At 63.9% G+C, this 15,842-nt stretch carries 16 protein-coding genes; 12 read left to right on the forward strand and 4 right to left on the reverse strand.

All coding sequences use genetic code 11. The annotated features are described in order from the left end of the window. Nucleotides 1-75: 75 nt before the first annotated feature. The 9 genes from tkt to CXP40_RS10575 all read left to right on the forward strand — a co-directional run bounded on the left by tkt (nucleotide 76) and on the right by CXP40_RS10575 (nucleotide 8,524). Nucleotides 76-2,076 (forward strand): transketolase, encoded by a 2,001-nt coding sequence (gene tkt, locus CXP40_RS10535; RefSeq protein WP_106733664.1) that lies wholly within the window; start codon nucleotides 76-78, stop codon nucleotides 2,074-2,076. A gap of 102 nt (nucleotides 2,077-2,178) precedes the next feature. Next, nucleotides 2,179-3,240, forward strand: coding sequence for an erythrose-4-phosphate dehydrogenase (epd, locus tag CXP40_RS10540; RefSeq protein ID WP_106733665.1), 1,062 nt, complete (start codon nucleotides 2,179-2,181; stop codon nucleotides 3,238-3,240). A gap of 11 nt (nucleotides 3,241-3,251) precedes the next feature. Then, the gene (locus CXP40_RS10545) at nucleotides 3,252-4,412 is read left to right on the forward strand and encodes a phosphoglycerate kinase (RefSeq protein ID WP_106733666.1); all 1,161 of its coding nucleotides are present in this window, start codon (nucleotides 3,252-3,254) and stop codon (nucleotides 4,410-4,412) included. 105 nt (nucleotides 4,413-4,517) lie between these two features. Further along, entirely contained in the window at nucleotides 4,518-4,703 is a 186-nt protein-coding gene (locus CXP40_RS10550) for a hypothetical protein (protein WP_106733667.1), read from the forward strand. Nucleotides 4,704-4,715: 12 nt separating this feature from the next. Continuing rightward, nucleotides 4,716-5,042 carry an MliC family protein gene (locus CXP40_RS10555; protein ID WP_106733668.1) on the forward strand — a complete coding sequence of 109 codons (327 nt, stop codon included), beginning with the start codon at nucleotides 4,716-4,718 and terminating at the stop codon, nucleotides 5,040-5,042. 123 nt (nucleotides 5,043-5,165) lie between these two features. Continuing rightward, nucleotides 5,166-6,230, forward strand: a complete 1,065-nt coding sequence (gene fba, locus CXP40_RS10560; RefSeq protein ID WP_037003821.1) for a class II fructose-bisphosphate aldolase — start codon at nucleotides 5,166-5,168, stop codon at nucleotides 6,228-6,230. Nucleotides 6,231-6,399: 169 nt separating this feature from the next. Then, nucleotides 6,400-6,876 carry a hypothetical protein gene (locus CXP40_RS10565; protein WP_106733669.1) on the forward strand — a complete coding sequence of 159 codons (477 nt, stop codon included), beginning with the start codon at nucleotides 6,400-6,402 and terminating at the stop codon, nucleotides 6,874-6,876. A 13-nt stretch (nucleotides 6,877-6,889) separates the two neighbouring features. Beyond that, nucleotides 6,890-7,990 (forward strand): PQQ-dependent sugar dehydrogenase, encoded by a 1,101-nt coding sequence (locus tag CXP40_RS10570; RefSeq protein ID WP_106733670.1) that lies wholly within the window; start codon nucleotides 6,890-6,892, stop codon nucleotides 7,988-7,990. Between the two features lie 39 nt (nucleotides 7,991-8,029). Then, nucleotides 8,030-8,524: a YgjP-like metallopeptidase domain-containing protein gene (locus CXP40_RS10575; RefSeq protein ID WP_177429656.1), complete on the forward strand. Its 495-nt coding sequence runs from the start codon at nucleotides 8,030-8,032 to the stop codon at nucleotides 8,522-8,524. Between the two features lie 87 nt (nucleotides 8,525-8,611). Here CXP40_RS10575 and CXP40_RS10580 read toward each other — a convergent pair whose 3' ends face one another. The 4 genes from CXP40_RS10580 to yccS all read right to left on the reverse strand — a co-directional run bounded on the left by CXP40_RS10580 (nucleotide 8,612) and on the right by yccS (nucleotide 13,631). Beyond that, the gene (locus CXP40_RS10580; RefSeq protein ID WP_106733672.1) at nucleotides 8,612-8,845 is read right to left on the reverse strand and encodes a DUF2789 domain-containing protein; all 234 of its coding nucleotides are present in this window, start codon (nucleotides 8,843-8,845) and stop codon (nucleotides 8,612-8,614) included. Between the two features lie 222 nt (nucleotides 8,846-9,067). After that, on the reverse strand, nucleotides 9,068-9,550 hold the full coding sequence (locus CXP40_RS10585) for a GreA/GreB family elongation factor (protein ID WP_106733673.1): 483 nt from the start codon (nucleotides 9,548-9,550) through the stop codon (nucleotides 9,068-9,070). A gap of 46 nt (nucleotides 9,551-9,596) precedes the next feature. Then, the gene (locus CXP40_RS10590) at nucleotides 9,597-11,402 is read right to left on the reverse strand and encodes a diguanylate cyclase (RefSeq protein WP_106733674.1); all 1,806 of its coding nucleotides are present in this window, start codon (nucleotides 11,400-11,402) and stop codon (nucleotides 9,597-9,599) included. 57 nt (nucleotides 11,403-11,459) lie between these two features. After that, nucleotides 11,460-13,631: a YccS family putative transporter gene (gene yccS / locus CXP40_RS10595; RefSeq protein WP_106733675.1), complete on the reverse strand. Its 2,172-nt coding sequence runs from the start codon at nucleotides 13,629-13,631 to the stop codon at nucleotides 11,460-11,462. A gap of 174 nt (nucleotides 13,632-13,805) precedes the next feature. On the opposite strand from yccS, the gene CXP40_RS10600 reads away from it, so the two are divergent. From CXP40_RS10600 to CXP40_RS10610, 3 genes are all read left to right on the forward strand, one after another. Continuing rightward, nucleotides 13,806-14,345, forward strand: coding sequence for a TetR/AcrR family transcriptional regulator (locus CXP40_RS10600; RefSeq protein ID WP_106733676.1), 540 nt, complete (start codon nucleotides 13,806-13,808; stop codon nucleotides 14,343-14,345). Between the two features lie 62 nt (nucleotides 14,346-14,407). Continuing rightward, on the forward strand, nucleotides 14,408-15,109 hold the full coding sequence (locus CXP40_RS10605; protein WP_106733677.1) for a glutathione S-transferase N-terminal domain-containing protein: 702 nt from the start codon (nucleotides 14,408-14,410) through the stop codon (nucleotides 15,107-15,109). Further along, on the forward strand, nucleotides 15,106-15,789 hold the full coding sequence (locus CXP40_RS10610) for a glutathione S-transferase N-terminal domain-containing protein (RefSeq protein ID WP_106733678.1): 684 nt from the start codon (nucleotides 15,106-15,108) through the stop codon (nucleotides 15,787-15,789). Before CXP40_RS10605 ends, CXP40_RS10610 begins: the two co-directional genes overlap by 4 nt. Nucleotides 15,790-15,842: the final 53 nt, after the last annotated feature.

The following is a 15,842-nucleotide window of genomic DNA, read 5'->3' on the forward strand; positions in this document are numbered from 1 at the left end:
GGGGCTGGCTGGGCGAAAATAGGCGTCTTTTTTCGCCCCCTTCATTCAGAAGCAGCCCCCGTAGGAGATTCAGCGATGCCCAGCCGTCGTGAGCGAGCCAATGCCATTCGTGCCCTCAGCATGGATGCTGTGCAGAAAGCCAACAGCGGCCACCCCGGTGCCCCCATGGGTATGGCGGATATCGCCGAAGTGCTGTGGCGCGACTTTCTGAAGCACAACCCGAGCAACCCGAACTTCGCCGATCGTGACCGCTTCGTGCTGTCCAACGGCCATGGTTCGATGCTGATCTATTCGCTGCTGCACCTGACCGGCTACGACCTGTCCATCGATGATCTGAAGAACTTCCGCCAACTGCACAGTCGTACCCCGGGTCACCCGGAATACGGCTACACCCCGGGCGTCGAGACCACTACTGGCCCGCTTGGCCAGGGCATCGCCAACGCCGTCGGTTTCGCCATCGCCGAGAAGGTGCTGGGCGCGCAGTTCAACCGTGAAGGCCACGAGATCGTCGACCACAACACCTATGTGTTCCTCGGCGACGGCTGCATGATGGAAGGCATTTCCCACGAAGTCTGCTCGCTGGCCGGCACTCTGGGCCTGGGCAAACTGGTCGCCTTCTACGACGACAACGGCATCTCCATCGACGGTGAAGTCGAGGGCTGGTTCACCGACGATACGCCGAAGCGCTTCGAAGCGTACGGCTGGCAGGTGATCCGCAACGTCGACGGCCATGATGCCGAAGAGATCAAGATGGCCATCGAGACCGCGCGCAAGAGCGTGGACCAGCCGACCCTGATCTGCTGCAAGACCACCATCGGTTTCGGCTCGCCGAACAAGCAGGGCAAGGAAGAGTGCCACGGCGCGCCGCTGGGCAACGACGAAATCGCCCTGACCCGTGCTGCGCTGGGCTGGAACCACGGTCCGTTCGAAGTCCCGGCCGAGATCTACGCCGAGTGGGATGCCAAGAAAGCCGGCGCTGCTGCCGAAGCCGCCTGGAACGACAAGTTTGCCGCCTACGCCGCTGCGTTCCCCGAGCTGGCTGCCGAGTTCAAACGCCGCATCGCTGGTGAGCTGCCGGCCGACTTTGCCGAGAAGGCCGCTGCCTACATCAAGGACGTCGCCGAGAAGGGCGAGACCATCGCCAGCCGCAAGGCCAGCCAGAACGCGTTGAATGCCTTCGGCCCGCTGCTGCCGGAATTCCTCGGTGGTTCGGCCGACCTGGCCGGCTCCAATCTGACCCTGTGGAAGGGCTGCAAGGGCGTCTCCGCTGAAGATGCGTCCGGCAACTACATGTTCTACGGCGTGCGCGAGTTCGGCATGAGCGCAATCATGAACGGCATCGCCCTGCACGGCGGCTTCGTGCCGTACGGCGCGACCTTCCTGATCTTCATGGAATACGCCCGTAACGCCGTGCGCATGTCCGCGTTGATGAAGAAACGCGTGCTGTACGTGTTCACCCACGACTCCATCGGACTCGGCGAAGACGGCCCGACTCACCAGCCGATCGAGCAGCTGGCCAGCCTGCGTGGCACGCCGAACCTCGACACCTGGCGCCCGGCCGATGCCGTGGAGTCCGCCGTGGCCTGGAAACATGCCATCGAGCGCGCCGACGGTCCGAGCGCCCTGGTATTCAGCCGTCAGAACCTGCCACACCAGCCGCGTGATGCCCAGCAACTGGCTGATGTCGCCCGTGGCGGCTACGTGCTCAAGGACAGCGCTGGCGAGCCGGAGCTGATCCTGATCGCCACCGGTTCGGAAGTCGGCCTGGCCGTGGCTGCTTACGACAAACTGACCGCTGCCGGCCATAAGGTACGTGTGGTGTCGATGCCATCCACCAGCGTGTTCGACGCCCAGGACGCCGGCTACAAGCAGGATGTACTGCCGCTGCAAGTCGGTGCGCGCATCGCCATCGAGGCCTCGCACGCCGACTACTGGTACAAGTACGTGGGCCTGGAAGGTCGCATCATCGGCATGACCAGCTTCGGCGAGTCGGCCCCGGCTCCGGCCCTGTTCGAGCACTTCGGTTTCACCGTCGACAACATCGTCGCCACCGCCGAAGAACTGCTGGACGCCTGACCCTTCCGTAGGAGCGAGCTCTGCTCGCGAAGCTGTTTGCCTCGCGCAGGGTTCGCGAGCAGAGCTCGCTCCTACCGGGTTCCTTTTGCCTTGCGAGCGCCTATGTCACGACAACGCCCCTATCGTGTCGCCCTCAACGGCTATGGCCGCATCGGCCGTTGCGTGCTGCGCGCGCTGCACGAGCGTGGCAATTCAGCGAGCCTGGAAATCGTCGCGCTGAACGACCTGGCCGATCAGGCCAGCATCGAATACCTGACCCGCTTCGACTCCACCCACGGACGCTTTCCCGGCGAGGTGAAGGTCGATGGCGACTGCCTGCACATCAACGGCGATTGCGTGAAGGTGCTGCGCCAGAGCGAGCCCGAGGCCATCGACTGGGCCGCGCTGGACATCGACCTGCTGCTGGAATGCTCCGGGCAATACACCACGCGCGCCGATGCCGAGCGTTTTCTCGCTGCCGGCGCGCCGCGCGTGTTGCTGTCGCAGCCGATGGCCAGCGAGGCGGATATCGACGCCACGGTGGTCTACGGCGTCAATCAGCAGTGCCTCAGCGGTGCCGAGCGACTGGTTTCCAACGCCTCCTGCACCACCAACTGCGGCGTGCCGCTGCTGAAACTTCTCGATGAGGTGGTGGGTCTGGAGTACGTCTCCATTACCACCATCCACTCGGCGATGAACGACCAACCGGTGATCGATGCCTACCACCACGAAGACCTGCGCCGCACGCGTTCGGCCTTTCAGTCGGTGATTCCGGTATCCACCGGCCTGGCGCGCGGTATCGAACGCCTGCTGCCAGAGCTGGCGGGGCGCATCCAGGCCAAGGCCATTCGGGTGCCGACGGTCAACGTCTCGTGCCTGGACATCACCCTGCAGACTGCGCGCGATACCTCTGCCGAAGAGATCAACCGCGTGCTGCGCCAGGCAGCGGAAAGTGGCCCGCTCAAGGGGCTGCTGGCTTACACCGAACTGCCGCACGCCAGCTGCGACTTCAACCATGATCCGCACTCGGCCATCGTCGACGGCAGCCAGACCCGCGTGTCCGGCCCGCGCCTGGTCAACCTGCTGGCCTGGTTCGACAACGAGTGGGGATTTGCCAACCGCATGCTCGATGTTGCCGAACATTTTCTCGCTGCATCTACTTCCTCCGTACAACCAGCCCCGTGAAGGACTGATTTATGACCGTTCTGAAGATGACCGACCTCGACCTCAATGGTAAGCGCGTGTTGATCCGCGAAGACCTCAACGTCCCGGTGAAGGACGGTGTGGTCAAGAGCGACGCGCGTATCCTTGCGTCCCTGCCGACCATCAAGCTGGCGCTGGAGAAGGGCGCTGCCGTGCTGGTCTGCTCGCACCTGGGCCGCCCGGAAGAGGGCATCTACAGTGAGGAAGATAGCCTGGCGCCGGTCGCCGCCTACCTGAGCAAGGCGCTCGGCCGCGACGTGCCGCTGGTCAAGGACTACCTCGGCGGTGTCGAGGTCAAGGCCGGCGAGCTGGTGCTGCTGGAGAACGTACGCTTCAACAAGGGCGAGAAGAAGAACACCGACGAGCTGGCCCAGCAGTACGCTGCCCTGTGCGACGTCTTCGTCATGGACGCCTTCGGTACCGCTCACCGCGCCCAGGGCTCGACCCATGGCGTGGCCAAGTTCGCCAAGGTCGCCTGTGCCGGCCCGCTGCTGGCTGCCGAGCTGGACGCGCTGGGCAAGGCCCTGGACAAACCGGCGCGGCCGATGCTGGCCATCGTCGCCGGCTCCAAGGTGTCGACCAAGTTGGACGTGCTCAATTCCCTGGCCGATATCTGCGACTCGCTGATCGTCGGTGGCGGCATCGCCAACACCTTCCTCGCTGCTGCCGGCCTGCCGGTGGGCAAATCGCTGTATGAGGCCGATCTGGTCGACACCGCCAAGGCCATCGCGGCCAAGGTCAGCGTACCGCTGCCGGTCGACGTGGTGGTGGCCAAGGCCTTCGCCGAAGACGCCGAAGCCACCATCAAGGCCGTCGCTGACGTGGCCGAAGACGACATGATCCTCGACATTGGCCCGCAGACTGCGGCGATGTTCGCCGAGATGCTCAAGGCCTCGCAGACCATCCTGTGGAATGGCCCGGTCGGCGTGTTCGAGTTCGATCAGTTCGGCAACGGCACCAAGGCCCTGGCCCTGGCCATCGCCGAAAGTCCGGCGTTCTCCATCGCAGGCGGCGGCGATACCCTGGCGGCGATCGACAAATACGGTGTGGCGGACAAGATTTCCTACATTTCCACCGGTGGTGGCGCCTTCCTGGAGTTCGTCGAGGGCAAGGTACTGCCGGCCGTGGAAGTGCTGGAGCAACGTGCACAATAAACACCAGCTAGGGTGAATGGAGGCACCCTGCGCCACGGCGGATAAAACCCTGACGTGAACGGGTGGTCTGTAAGAAGACCGGATCATCGAACAAGGAGTCATGTCATGGACAAGTTAGCCGCCCTGGGCGTCATTGGTATGTTGCTGGCCGGTTGTGCCGGCGGTGGTCGTGAAGCGGCCTGCGAGGTGTTCAGCCCGGCGCAGATCGAAACCCCGACCACTCAGGATGATCAGCGTGTCGAGCAGAACAGTGGTGAACCCACTGGCCCGGCACCGGAACAGCGTTGCTGAGAAGGAGAGACAATGATCGCTATCAGACTCGCAGGGTTCGCCGCCACCGGCTTGCTGCTTGCGGCGTGCAGCAGCAAGCCGCCAGTGTCGGACCAGTGGAATCGCTGGGTGTGCGACAGCCAGACCGAAGTGCTGTGGCGCTTCGCCAATGGCAGTGTCGAGCAGGTGGATGTGCGCCTGGGCGGTGATGACATCGTCTACCGTCTGACTCAGGAGCCGGCAGGATCTGGCGCGCTGTACAGCGACGGGCGTCTGTCCTTCCACACCAAGGGTGAGGAAGGCCTGGTCTACTGGACCGCGACCGATGACCTGATCGGCCGCGGCTGCAAGGCCCCGTAACATCCTCGGCGACGCCGAGACAAGAGCTGTGGGCATGCCCCAGCTTCAGGAAACTTGAACAACGCCTGCCCCTGCGGCAGGCTTGCACGATTAACGACCTCCAAACCGGGAGACAGAAACACCATGGCACTTATCAGCATGCGCCAGATGCTCGACCACGCCGCCGAATTCGGCTACGGCGTGCCGGCCTTCAACGTCAACAACCTCGAGCAGATGCGCGCCATCATGGAAGCCGCCGACAAGACCGATTCGCCGGTCATCGTCCAGGCCTCCGCTGGTGCCCGCAAATACGCAGGTGCACCGTTCCTGCGCCACCTGATCCTGGCTGCCATCGAAGAATTCCCGCACATCCCGGTGTGCATGCACCAGGACCATGGCACCAGCCCTGATGTATGCCAGCGCTCCATCCAGCTGGGTTTCTCCTCGGTGATGATGGACGGCTCGCTGAAAGAAGACGGCAAGACTCCGGCCGACTATGACTACAACGTTGCCGTCACCCGGCAGACTGTTGCCTTCGCTCACGCCTGCGGCGTGTCTGTGGAAGGCGAGCTGGGTTGCCTGGGCAGCCTGGAAACCGGCATGGCCGGTGAAGAAGACGGCGTCGGCGCCGAAGGCGTGCTGGATCACAGCCAACTGCTGACCGACCCGGAAGAAGCGGCGGCCTTCGTCAAGGCTACCCAGGTCGACGCCCTGGCTATCGCCATTGGCACCAGCCACGGCGCCTACAAGTTCACCAAGCCGCCAACCGGCGACGTGCTCTCCATCGAGCGCATCAAGGAAATTCACAAGCGCATCCCCAACACCCACCTGGTGATGCACGGTTCCTCCTCCGTTCCGCAGGAATGGCTGAAGGTAATCAACGAATTCGGCGGCGACATCAAGGAAACCTACGGTGTGCCGGTCGAGGAAATCGTCGAGGGCATCAAGCACGGCGTGCGTAAGGTCAATATCGACACCGACCTGCGTCTGGCTTCCACCGGCGCGATCCGCCGCATGATGGCCGAGCACCCGAGCGAGTTCGACCCACGCAAGTTCTTCGCCAAGACTATCGTGGCCATGCGCGACATCTGCATCGCCCGCTACGAAGCCTTCGGCACCGCCGGCAATGCCTCCAAGATCAAGCCGATCTCCCTGGAGGGCATGTACCAGCGCTACGCCAAGGGTGAGCTGAACGCCAAGGTCAACTGAGCCTGATGCGTGAGCCGAAGCCCCGCCATGTGCGGGGCTTCTGCTTTTTATAGACGGGGCTCGGCGTGAGCAACGCGGCGAGAGGTAAAACCCTGTAAAACTCCCGAGGCGTGAGGGCAGGCGGGGTGCGCCATAATTCGTGGACTGTCGTTCCGGGAAACTGCCACCCATGTCCAGCAAGCCACGTCTGTTGCTCGCTTTTCTCCTCGCCGTGTTGCTGGCCTCGCTGCTCGCCTCGATCTTTCAGACCCAGACCAACCTCGCCGCCTTGCAGGCGCTCGGTGCGCCGATGCCGTTGGATGTGCGCGTTGGCACCACCTGCCTCGATCTAATCGGTTTCGCACCGACCTTCGCTTTGCTCAGTGCCCTGGGCTTTCTGGTCGCCTTGCCATTGGCTGCCTGGTTGGCGCGACGTATGCCGCCGCTGCGTTGGCTGATCTTCATACTGGCAGGCGCTGCAGCCATCTGGACGGCACTGGCGCTGGCCAACGCGTTGGCGCCGATGCCGACACTGATCGCTGCCGACCGTAGCCCGTTCGGCACGCTTGGGCTGATGGCCTGCGGCAGCGTTGGTGCGCTGCTGTTCGGCCTGCTTGGCCGGCAGGTGCGCTACCGCTCGCAACCGACTTCTTCCGATTCTCTGTGACAAGGCGTTGCCCATGTTGAGAAGCACCCGTGCGCTGATGCTCTGCGCCCTGTTCGTCAGCACGCCGCTGCTGGCCCTGGATTACCGCATCGAAACCTTCAGCGAAGGGCTGGAGAATCCTTGGGCCGTGGCTTTCCTGCCGGACGGGCGCCTGCTGGTTACCGAGCGCGTCGGGCGCCTGCGCATCATCGAAGCCGATGGCAGTGTCGATCCGGAGCCGGTGGCGGGCCTGCCCGAGGTCTTCATCGCTGCCCAGGCCGGGCTGATGGAAGTGGCGCTGGACCCGGACTATAGCGATAACCGCTGGCTGTACCTGACCTACGCGCACGGCTCGCAGGAGGCCAACAACACGCGCCTGGCGCGTGCCCGTCTGGTGGATGGCGAACTACACGACTTCGAAGTGTTGTTCACCGCCCAGCCGCTCAAGGCCGGCGCCGCGCATTACGGTGGGCGCATCGCCTTTCTCGCCGACAAGACCCTGGTGCTGACCCTGGGCGACGGTTTCGACTGGCGTGAAGAGGCGCAGAACCCGGCCAACCACCTGGGCAAGATCGTGCGTCTGAACCGCGACGGCAGCGTGCCGCAGGACAACCCCTTGATCGGCCAGGAAGGTGCCGCACCGGAGATCTACAGCCTCGGCCATCGCAACGTGCAGGGCATCTTCTTCGATGCCGAGCACAATCGCCTGTACAGTCACGAGCACGGCCCACGCGGGGGGGACGAGCTCAATCTGATCGAGGCCGGCAACAACTATGGCTGGCCGCTGGCGACCTTCGGTATCGATTACACCGGCGCGCGCATAAGCCCTTACACGGAGCTACCGGGGCTGACCGCGCCGCTGCTGCACTGGACGCCCTCGGTCGCGCCGTCGAGCCTGACGCTGTATCGCGGCGAGTTGTTCCCCGACTGGCAGGACGACCTGTTCGCAGCCACCCTGGCCGAGCGCAGCGTACGGCGCATCCGTGTGCGCGACGGCATGCTGGCCGGTGAGGAAATCCTCTTCGAAGAGCTGGGCGAGCGGATTCGCGATGTACGCAGCGGGCCGGATGGCGCGCTCTACCTGCTCACCGATAACCCGCAGGGGCGTCTGCTGCGTGTGGTGCCCAGCGAGTGATACGGCATCCGTTACACTGACGGTCCAGATGAACGCGGGATCGTATCGTTGAAGTATCTACAGGGTTATCCGGTCGCCTTGCAGCAGCAGGTTCGTCAGCTGATCGCCGATGATCGGTTGGGCGACTACTTGGCACAGCGCTATCCGGGGCGGCATGAAGTGCAGAGCGACAAGGCGCTGTACGGCTACGTCATGGCGCTCAAGCAGGAGCACCTGAAGAACGCGCCGGCCATCGACAAGGTGCTCTACGACAATCGGCTCGACCTCACGCACCGCGCCCTCGGCCTGCACACGGCGGTCTCCCGTGTGCAGGGCGGCAAGCTCAAGGCCAAGAAGGAGATTCGCGTTGCCTCGCTGTTTCGCGATGCGGCGCCGGCCTTTCTGCAGATGATCGTGGTGCACGAGTTGGCGCACCTGAAGGAGATCGATCACAACAAGGCGTTCTACAAGCTGTGCGACCACATGCTGCCGGGCTATGCGCAGATCGAGTTCGACCTGCGCATGTTCCTGACCTGGCGTGAGATGAGTTCGTAGGGTGCGCCGCGCGCACCGATGCCTCGGCGACAGGGAAAAACGGCGCACCCTACGCGTCCGACCCGCTATTTGATGCCAGGCGCGGTATCAGCCGTGCAGGCGCACGTTGAGCTGATCGACCACTGGTGCCCAGTCGGCGTCTTCGAGAATTTCCTCGCGCAGCAACGCGGCCTGCGCCGGCGTCCAGAACGGTGCGTCGGACAGCTTGCATGTGTCCGGCAGTGGCGAATGGGTGCTGATGAAGGCGTTGATACTGGCGGCATCGTCGGCCAGGCCAAGCTGCTTGAACAGGGCTGGCAGGCTGTGGATGGGCTTTTCCATGATGGGCTCTCCAAACGTGAGGTTCATCGTTAATTACCCCACCCAGGCGCAGATAGTTCCGCTCAATGGCACCTCTAAAAACTACCTGCGTTGCCATCGCGGCGTTAAAAACAGGCTCGTGCGCGAGTCCGATCAGAATGCTCATTTACAACACGTAAACTGCGCTTCTTTGCCTGTTTTTGCCTTGCGCTGACTGCCTCGCCTACGGTTTTAGAGGCGCCCTCAATCGACCGTCAATACCTCGAAGGCCTGCAGCTGCTGGCCCATCGGTAGGGTAATTTCGTCGCCGGGGTGCTTGCCGAGTAGCAGGCGTCCCAGCGGTGCAGCATTGCTCAGTACCTGGATGCTCTGCCCGGTATGCTGCAGCTTCATGCTGGCACCTTGCGGACCGAGAAACAGCCACTGCTCATGACCGTCTTCGCTGGCCAGCAGAATCAGCGCGCCCAGTTCGATACCTTGCACCTCGTCGAACGGCCGCGGGCGCAACTGGCGCCAGGTGATCAGGGTCTGGCGCAGTTCTTCGACGCGGCGCGCCTGGCCGCTGGCCAGGTAGGCCGCTTCCAGGCCCAGGGTGTCGTACTTGTTCTCGGCGACGTTCTCTTCGTGGGTGGCCGCTTCGTGGGCGCTGAGAGCGGCGAGGCTGGCCTGTTCTAGGTCGGCCTGCAGGTGGGCGAGTACGTCTTGCAGCAGCTGATTCTTGTCCATGGCGGGCTATCGGGTTTGGGGTGGTGAGAGGGGCAGCGGCCCCTCTTCAAAGCTGTTGGGTGGCCAGCTGTACGCGGTTGCGACCTTCAGCCTTGGCCCGGTACATCGCAGCATCAGCCAGGCGAATCAGCAGAGTGGCATCGTCGCCGCCGTGGCTCAGGGCGATACCGATGCTGGCGCCGACGCGTACGGCACGATCTTCCAGGTACATCGGCGTGTCCAGGCCTTCCAGCAGGCGTTTGGCCAAGTCCTGGGCATCCTCGGCCGATTGCACGTTCTCGCAGATCACCACGAACTCGTCACCACCCAGACGCGCTGGCAGGTCGGCATCGCGGATGTACTGGCGCAAGCGACCGGCGATTTCGGCCAGCACCTGGTCGCCAAAGCCATGGCCGTGTTGATCGTTGATGGGTTTGAAACCGTCGAGGTCGATCAACATCACCGCAAGCAATTCATTGCGTCGCAGGCTGCGCGCCAGTGCTTGCTCCAGATGTTGCTGCAGTGCAGTGCGATTGGCCAGGCCAGTCAGCGGGTCCTGCAGGGCCAGCTCACTGAGGCGTTGATTGGCCTGCTCCAGCGCCATGGTGCGCTCGGTGACGCGTTTGGCGAGGATCTGTTCGTTGAGTTGCAGCGCGGCCTCGCGCTGGCGTTTGAGTTCGTTGAAACGGGCTGCCAGGGCGAAGGACAGCAGGATCATCTCCAGCCCCGAGCCGATCTGCATGGCGTACAGGGTGAGGAAATTCGACGGAATCAGAGCGAAATTGCGCAGTGCCAGTAGCACTGCGCCGGTCAGCAACATCAGCCAGGCCAGGGCGAAGAGGCGAGCGCCGGGTACGCGGTAGCCGACGCAGACGAAACTGGTGAGCAGCAGTGTCAGGGTGGCGATCAGGCCGGTCAGCGACATCAGCTGCAGCGCGCGCTGCAGTGGTAGCAGCATACTGGCCAAGACGGCCCCGCCGATGGCGATGGACAGCATCAGCAGGCCCTTGTCCCAGCGCGGCAGCCATTGGCGGGTATCGAGAAAGCTGCGCGCAAAAACTACCGACAGCAGCGCCGCTGTCGTCAGGCTCACCGGCAGCATGCGGTTGCTCCAGGGCGCAGCTTCGGACCACAGATACTGCGCGCCAAGGCCATTGAGCGACAGCACGCTGAGGGCGAAGGCGCACATGAACAGCACGTAATTGAGGAAAGGCCGCTCGCGCAGGGCGAGAAACAGCAGCAGGTTGTACAGGCCCAGTGCGATCAGTACGCCGAAGTAGATGGCGTGCACCAGATAGCCGTTCTGGCTGTGTTGCTCGAAATCGCGGGCAGACATCAGCGCGCCGCTGAGGGTCATGCTGCCACGCGAGTCGACGCGCAGGTACAGCGTGCGTTGTTCGCCGGGCTGTAGAACGATCTCGAATACCGGGTTGCGATGGCCGACGCTGCGCTGCGCGTAGGGCACGGTGTCGCCGCTGCGCGACTCGCGCACGCCATCGTCTCCAATGTCGTACAGGCGCACCTCGTCCAGCGAGGCGTAGTTCAGCACCAGGCGCCAAGCGCGCGTTTGCTGGGCATCCGATTGCAGCGCCAGGCGCAGCCAGATCACCCCCGGCACGTAGCCGAAGCTGAGGTCACGGCGGTACAACGAGGGTTGGAAAGGGGCATCGATAGCGCGAACGTCGTCCAGGCTCAGGGTGCTCTGGGGATCGGCGAGAAAGTCGACCAGGCCGTAGAGATCCTGTGCTGCGCTGCTATCGCCCAGGCGCGTACTGGCGAGGGTGGCCTGGCTGGCCAAAAGCAGGCTGCACACCAACAGCAGACCCGGCAACGATGCCAGGTAGGCGAGGGCGGTGTGTCGATTGGCTGGCATGGGCAAGGTCTGGGAACTCGGCGTCGTCAGATAGTGGCAGAAAGCCCCATGAGCCTGCTAGTGGCTATCCTTCTGCAGATGCACGGCCAGGGTGCGCAGCGGCGCGAGCTGGCGGCAGATCAGCGCCAGTTGTGTTTGCACCAGGCGCTGGCGTTCGTCGACGTCATCGGCAATTTGCTCCAGACTCTGTGCCAGTGCCTGTTCCTCGTCGCTGTGGATGGCCAGCGGCTGTTCGCCGCGCAGGCCGGTAGCGATTGCATCGAGGCTGACCGCCAGCGCTTCGGCCTGTTCCAGCAGTTGTGCCTGGGCCGCCTGCGGCAACTGCTCGCCACGATGGGCGCCGAGCCCGGAGAGATAGCTGAGCAGGGTGTGCGATAGCACCAGAAAGCGAAAGCCGAGGTCGGCGTCCTTACGGAAGTGGCCGGGCTCCATCAGCATGTTGCCGAGGGTGGTGGATAGCGCGGCGTCGGCGTTGTGCGCGTTGCGGCGAGCCAGGCGGTAGCCGAGGTCGTCACGCTTGCCGCGCGCGTATTGGGCGATGATCTGCCGCAGGTAGGCGCTGTTGCAGCTCAGTGTGCTCGCCAACATGCGCCCCAGGCGTCGACCCTGCCAGTCCGGCAGGATCAGGAATACCGCCAGCCCGGCCAGCATACCGCCGAGCAGGGTGTCGACCAGGCGCGGCAGGAACAGGCCGTAGCCATTGCCGATCTGGTTGAAGCAGAACAGCACCAGCAGGGTGATCGCCGCCGTGGCCAGGGTGTAGCGGGTGCTGCGTGTGGCGAAGAAGGCGACCCCGGCGATCACGGCGAACAGTGCCTGGATGCGTGGGTCGGGGAACAGATCGAACAATGCCCAGCCGAGGCCCAAGCCGATCAGGGTGCCGACGATACGCTGCACCAGCTTGAGGCGCGTGGCGCCGTAGTTCGGCTGGCAGACGAACAGGGTGGTCAGCAGAATCCAGTAACCCTGAGTCGGGTGGATCAAATGCAGCAGGCCGTAACCGGCCGCCAGGGCAATGGACAGGCGCAGCGCGTGGCGGAACAGCAGCGAAGTGGGCGTCAGTTGCTGGCCGATCCGCTCGATGACCTCGCGCAACGATTGCGGCTCGCGGTCCAGCAGGCTGCTGTCCTGCTCATCGGCCAGAGCGTCGGGGTTGCTGGCGTTGCCGAGCAGCAGGTCGAGGCTGGCGAGGTTGCCGGCCAATGCACCGAGCGAGCGCAGCAGGCGGCGCCAGGCCGGGTTGCTTTGCAGGTGCAGGTGGTCGAGCGAGGCATGCAGATCTTCCAGGGCCTGGCTGCACAGTTCGCGGTATTCGAAGGGCTGGCGCAACTCGATGGCGCTGCCCAGGCGCTGGCAGGCCTCGCCGTGCAGGCGCAGCAGGCGCTGGCAGCGAAACAGCACATCGCTGTGGAAAAAGGCTTCGGCCAGTTCGTTGTAGGGGTAGTGCGACGAGCTGGCACGCTCGTGAATGTCCTGGGCGAGGAAGTACAGCTTCAGGTAGCGATTGACCTTCGGCGCCGGTCGACCGCCACCGACTCGGTGCAGAATGATCTCCTTGGCCGCGTTGAGTGCTGAGACCACGCGGCCATTCTGCTGAGCCAGCTCCAGGCGGCGTTGCTCCACATCCAGCTGGCGCACCGGTTCGAACAGTGCCGCTTTGAGCTTGAGGTACTTGCCCAGTTCGCGAAACAGCCGGGCCAGGGCGAGCTGCACCGGCTGATGAGCGAACAGCGCGTGCCAGATGATCGAAAGCAGGCCGTACCAGGCGGCGCCGGCCACCAGCAGCAGCGGCTCCAGCCACAGGCCGGCAACACCGCCGCGCTGCTCGACGCCGATCATGCTGTACACGGCGAGGATCAACGTGCCCGAACCCAGTGTGGCGAAACGCTCGCCGAGCGCGCCGAGCATGGTCAGGCAGAAGGCGGAAAAGGCCAGGGCGATAACGAACAGCCAGGGATAGGGAAAGAGGAACTCCACCGCATAGGCTGCTGCGCTGAAGCAGGCCAGGGTAGCCAGCACCGCGCCGAGGCGGCCTTGCCAACTGTCGTCGGTCTCGGTCAGGGCGCTGGCGATGATGCCGAGAAACAGCGGGATCAACCCATGCATCCAGCCCTGCCACCAGCACAGCGAAAGGGCTCCGGCCAGGGCGATGAACACCCGCAGACTGGCGCTGAACTTGTCCAGTGCCCAGAGGCGGCGCAGTGATTGACGGAGGCGAGGGCGGGGCATACGAAGCCTGATCTGAAGCGATGCATGAAGCCTACCGGAACTCATCGGTCACTGGGTATCGGTAGCGATACGCAGATCGTGTTGATTATTTGGACCGATTGGTTCTAAATTCGGCGTATGACGACACGTGGACGCCCCAAAAGCTTCTGCCCGGACCGGGCCCTGGAAAATGCCATGCAGCTGTTCTGGCAGCGCGGTTATGAGGCCGCGTCGCTACAGGACCTGCAGGCGGCCACCGGGCTGTCCAAGAGCAGCCTCTATCAGACCTATCCGAGCAAGCAGGCTTGGTTCGTCGCGGCCTTCAGCCTGTATGTGGCGCAGCGCCGCGCCCTGCTGCTGGAGCAGCTGCAGGCCAGCGCCTCGCCGCTCGCCTTTATCCGCGAGCGTCTGCTCAGCGTGCTGGAGGACGACGGCCCCGATGGCGTGCCGCGTGGCTGCATGCTGGTCAACGTGGCTAATGAATTCTCCTTGTCGGAGCCGGAGCTGGTGCCGGTGCTGCAACAGGCCACGACGGGCATCTGCCAGATTTTCCAGCAGGCGCTCGAACGCGCCGTGGCCTGCGGGGAGCTGAACAACGCTCAGGGCCTTGCGGCCCGTGCTGGCTACCTGCAGTGCGTGATGAGCGGGCTGCGTACCCAGGTGAAATCCGCAGTGCCTGCGGACTTGATTCGCGCCACCGTGGCGGTGGTCATGGCTAGCCTGGATTGCGCATGAGCGGCGTTGCGCAGGTTTTTCTTCGTCCAATTCTGGACTGACTGGTTTTTAAAGGAGCTGATATGCGGGATTTGTTCGAGCTGTGCGGCGCCGATCCTGAGCTGGTGTTCTCGCCCTACTGCTGGCGCGTACGTCTGGCGCTGGCGCACAAGGGCCTGGACTGGCAGAGCCGGCCGACACGTTTCACCGACAAGGAGCTGATCGCCTTTTCCGGACAGAAGTTGGTGCCGGTGCTGATCGATGACGGTGAAACCGTGCATGACAGCCTCGCCATCTTCGCCTACCTGGACCAGCGTTATCCACAGCAGCCTCTGCTCGGTGATGCCTTGGCTGCCGAGCGCGCGCGTCTGGTCGAGCGCCTGAGTTTCCACATGGTGCGCGCGCCGCTGTTGAGGATGCTGATCCCGCGGGTCTGGCAGGTGATCGACCCTGCTGATCGCGACTATTTCCGCAGCAGCCGGGAGAAGGCACTGGGCATGAGCCTGGAGGCGTTCGCCGACCCGCAGGGTGGTGAGCGTCTGTTCCGTGAGGGCGTGGCGCCGCTGGAAATGTGGCTACGTGATCAGCCCTTCCTCGAAGGCCAGGCGCCCGGTGGCTGCGACTACCTGCTGGCCGGCATGTTGTTCTGGGCATGGTGCCTGGGCGCACAACCCTGGGCCGACGATTCGGCACTGGGCTCCTGGTTCGCGCGCATCCTGCAGGCGTATGAGGCGACCCACGGCCCGGTCAAGCGGGCCGAGATCCACGTGGAGGAAAAGCAATGATCGACCTGTACTACTGGACCACACCCAACGGCCACAAGGTCAGCATCTTTCTCGAGGAGGCCGGGCTCGACTACCGCATCGTCCCCGTGCACATCGGCAAGGGTGAGCAGTTCGCGCCGGCGTTTCTCAAGATCGCACCGAACAATCGCATTCCCGCCATCGTCGATAACGCGCCGGCAGATAGCGGCGAGCCCATCGCCCTGTTCGAGTCCGGGGCAATTCTCGAGTACCTGGCGGACAAGAGTGGGCAGTTCCTGCCGCGCGAGACGCGGGCACGCTTCGACGTGCTGCAGTGGCTGTACTGGCAGATGGGCGGCCTCGGGCCGATGGCAGGGCAGAATCATCACTTCGTGCGCTACGCACCGGAGCCGATCCCCTATGCTATCGACCGCTACGTGAAGGAAACCGCGCGCCTCTACGGTGTGCTCGACCGCCAGCTGGCCGGGCGCGATTATGTGGCGGGCGAGTATTCCATCGCCGACATGGCCATCTACCCCTGGGCCAAGCTGTGGAAGATGCAGCAGCAGAAGCTGCAGGACTTCCCCAACATGGCCGCCTGGCTCGAACGCATCGATGCACGCCCTGCGGTGCAGCGTGCCTACGCGCTGGTAGAGCAGGTGAATGCCGATCCGCAGGCATTGCTCACGGCTGAGGCGCGGCGCCTGCTGTTCGGACAGTGACGGACGGGCGAACTTTCTCGCGGATTTTCCTGTGATACGGCTCACGCTTTCCT

The organism is Pseudomonas sp. YY-1 (assembly GCF_002843095.1).
GTDB lineage: Bacteria > Pseudomonadota > Gammaproteobacteria > Pseudomonadales > Pseudomonadaceae > Aquipseudomonas > Aquipseudomonas sediminis_A.

What these genes read in the sequence shown, in the direction of transcription:
- CXP40_RS10555 (WP_106733668.1), top strand. Translation starts at nt 4,716, where the DNA reads ATGATCGCTATCAGACTCGCAGGGTTCGCCGCCACCGGCTTGCTGCTT.
- CXP40_RS10590 (WP_106733674.1), bottom strand. Translation starts at nt 11,402, where the DNA reads ATGCCAGCCAATCGACACACCGCCCTCGCCTACCTGGCATCGTTGCCG.
- CXP40_RS10550 (WP_106733667.1), top strand. Translation starts at nt 4,518, where the DNA reads ATGGACAAGTTAGCCGCCCTGGGCGTCATTGGTATGTTGCTGGCCGGT.
- CXP40_RS10570 (WP_106733670.1), top strand. Translation starts at nt 6,890, where the DNA reads ATGTTGAGAAGCACCCGTGCGCTGATGCTCTGCGCCCTGTTCGTCAGC.
- CXP40_RS10565 (WP_106733669.1), top strand. Translation starts at nt 6,400, where the DNA reads ATGTCCAGCAAGCCACGTCTGTTGCTCGCTTTTCTCCTCGCCGTGTTG.
- fba (WP_037003821.1), top strand. Translation starts at nt 5,166, where the DNA reads ATGGCACTTATCAGCATGCGCCAGATGCTCGACCACGCCGCCGAATTC.
- CXP40_RS10545 (WP_106733666.1), top strand. Translation starts at nt 3,252, where the DNA reads ATGACCGTTCTGAAGATGACCGACCTCGACCTCAATGGTAAGCGCGTG.
- CXP40_RS10600 (WP_106733676.1), top strand. Translation starts at nt 13,806, where the DNA reads ATGCAGCTGTTCTGGCAGCGCGGTTATGAGGCCGCGTCGCTACAGGAC.
- CXP40_RS10610 (WP_106733678.1), top strand. Translation starts at nt 15,106, where the DNA reads ATGATCGACCTGTACTACTGGACCACACCCAACGGCCACAAGGTCAGC.
- CXP40_RS10580 (WP_106733672.1), bottom strand. Translation starts at nt 8,845, where the DNA reads ATGGAAAAGCCCATCCACAGCCTGCCAGCCCTGTTCAAGCAGCTTGGC.
- yccS (WP_106733675.1), bottom strand. Translation starts at nt 13,631, where the DNA reads ATGCCCCGCCCTCGCCTCCGTCAATCACTGCGCCGCCTCTGGGCACTG.
- CXP40_RS10585 (WP_106733673.1), bottom strand. Translation starts at nt 9,550, where the DNA reads ATGGACAAGAATCAGCTGCTGCAAGACGTACTCGCCCACCTGCAGGCC.
- CXP40_RS10605 (WP_106733677.1), top strand. Translation starts at nt 14,408, where the DNA reads ATGCGGGATTTGTTCGAGCTGTGCGGCGCCGATCCTGAGCTGGTGTTC.
- tkt (WP_106733664.1), top strand. Translation starts at nt 76, where the DNA reads ATGCCCAGCCGTCGTGAGCGAGCCAATGCCATTCGTGCCCTCAGCATG.
- epd (WP_106733665.1), top strand. Translation starts at nt 2,179, where the DNA reads ATGTCACGACAACGCCCCTATCGTGTCGCCCTCAACGGCTATGGCCGC.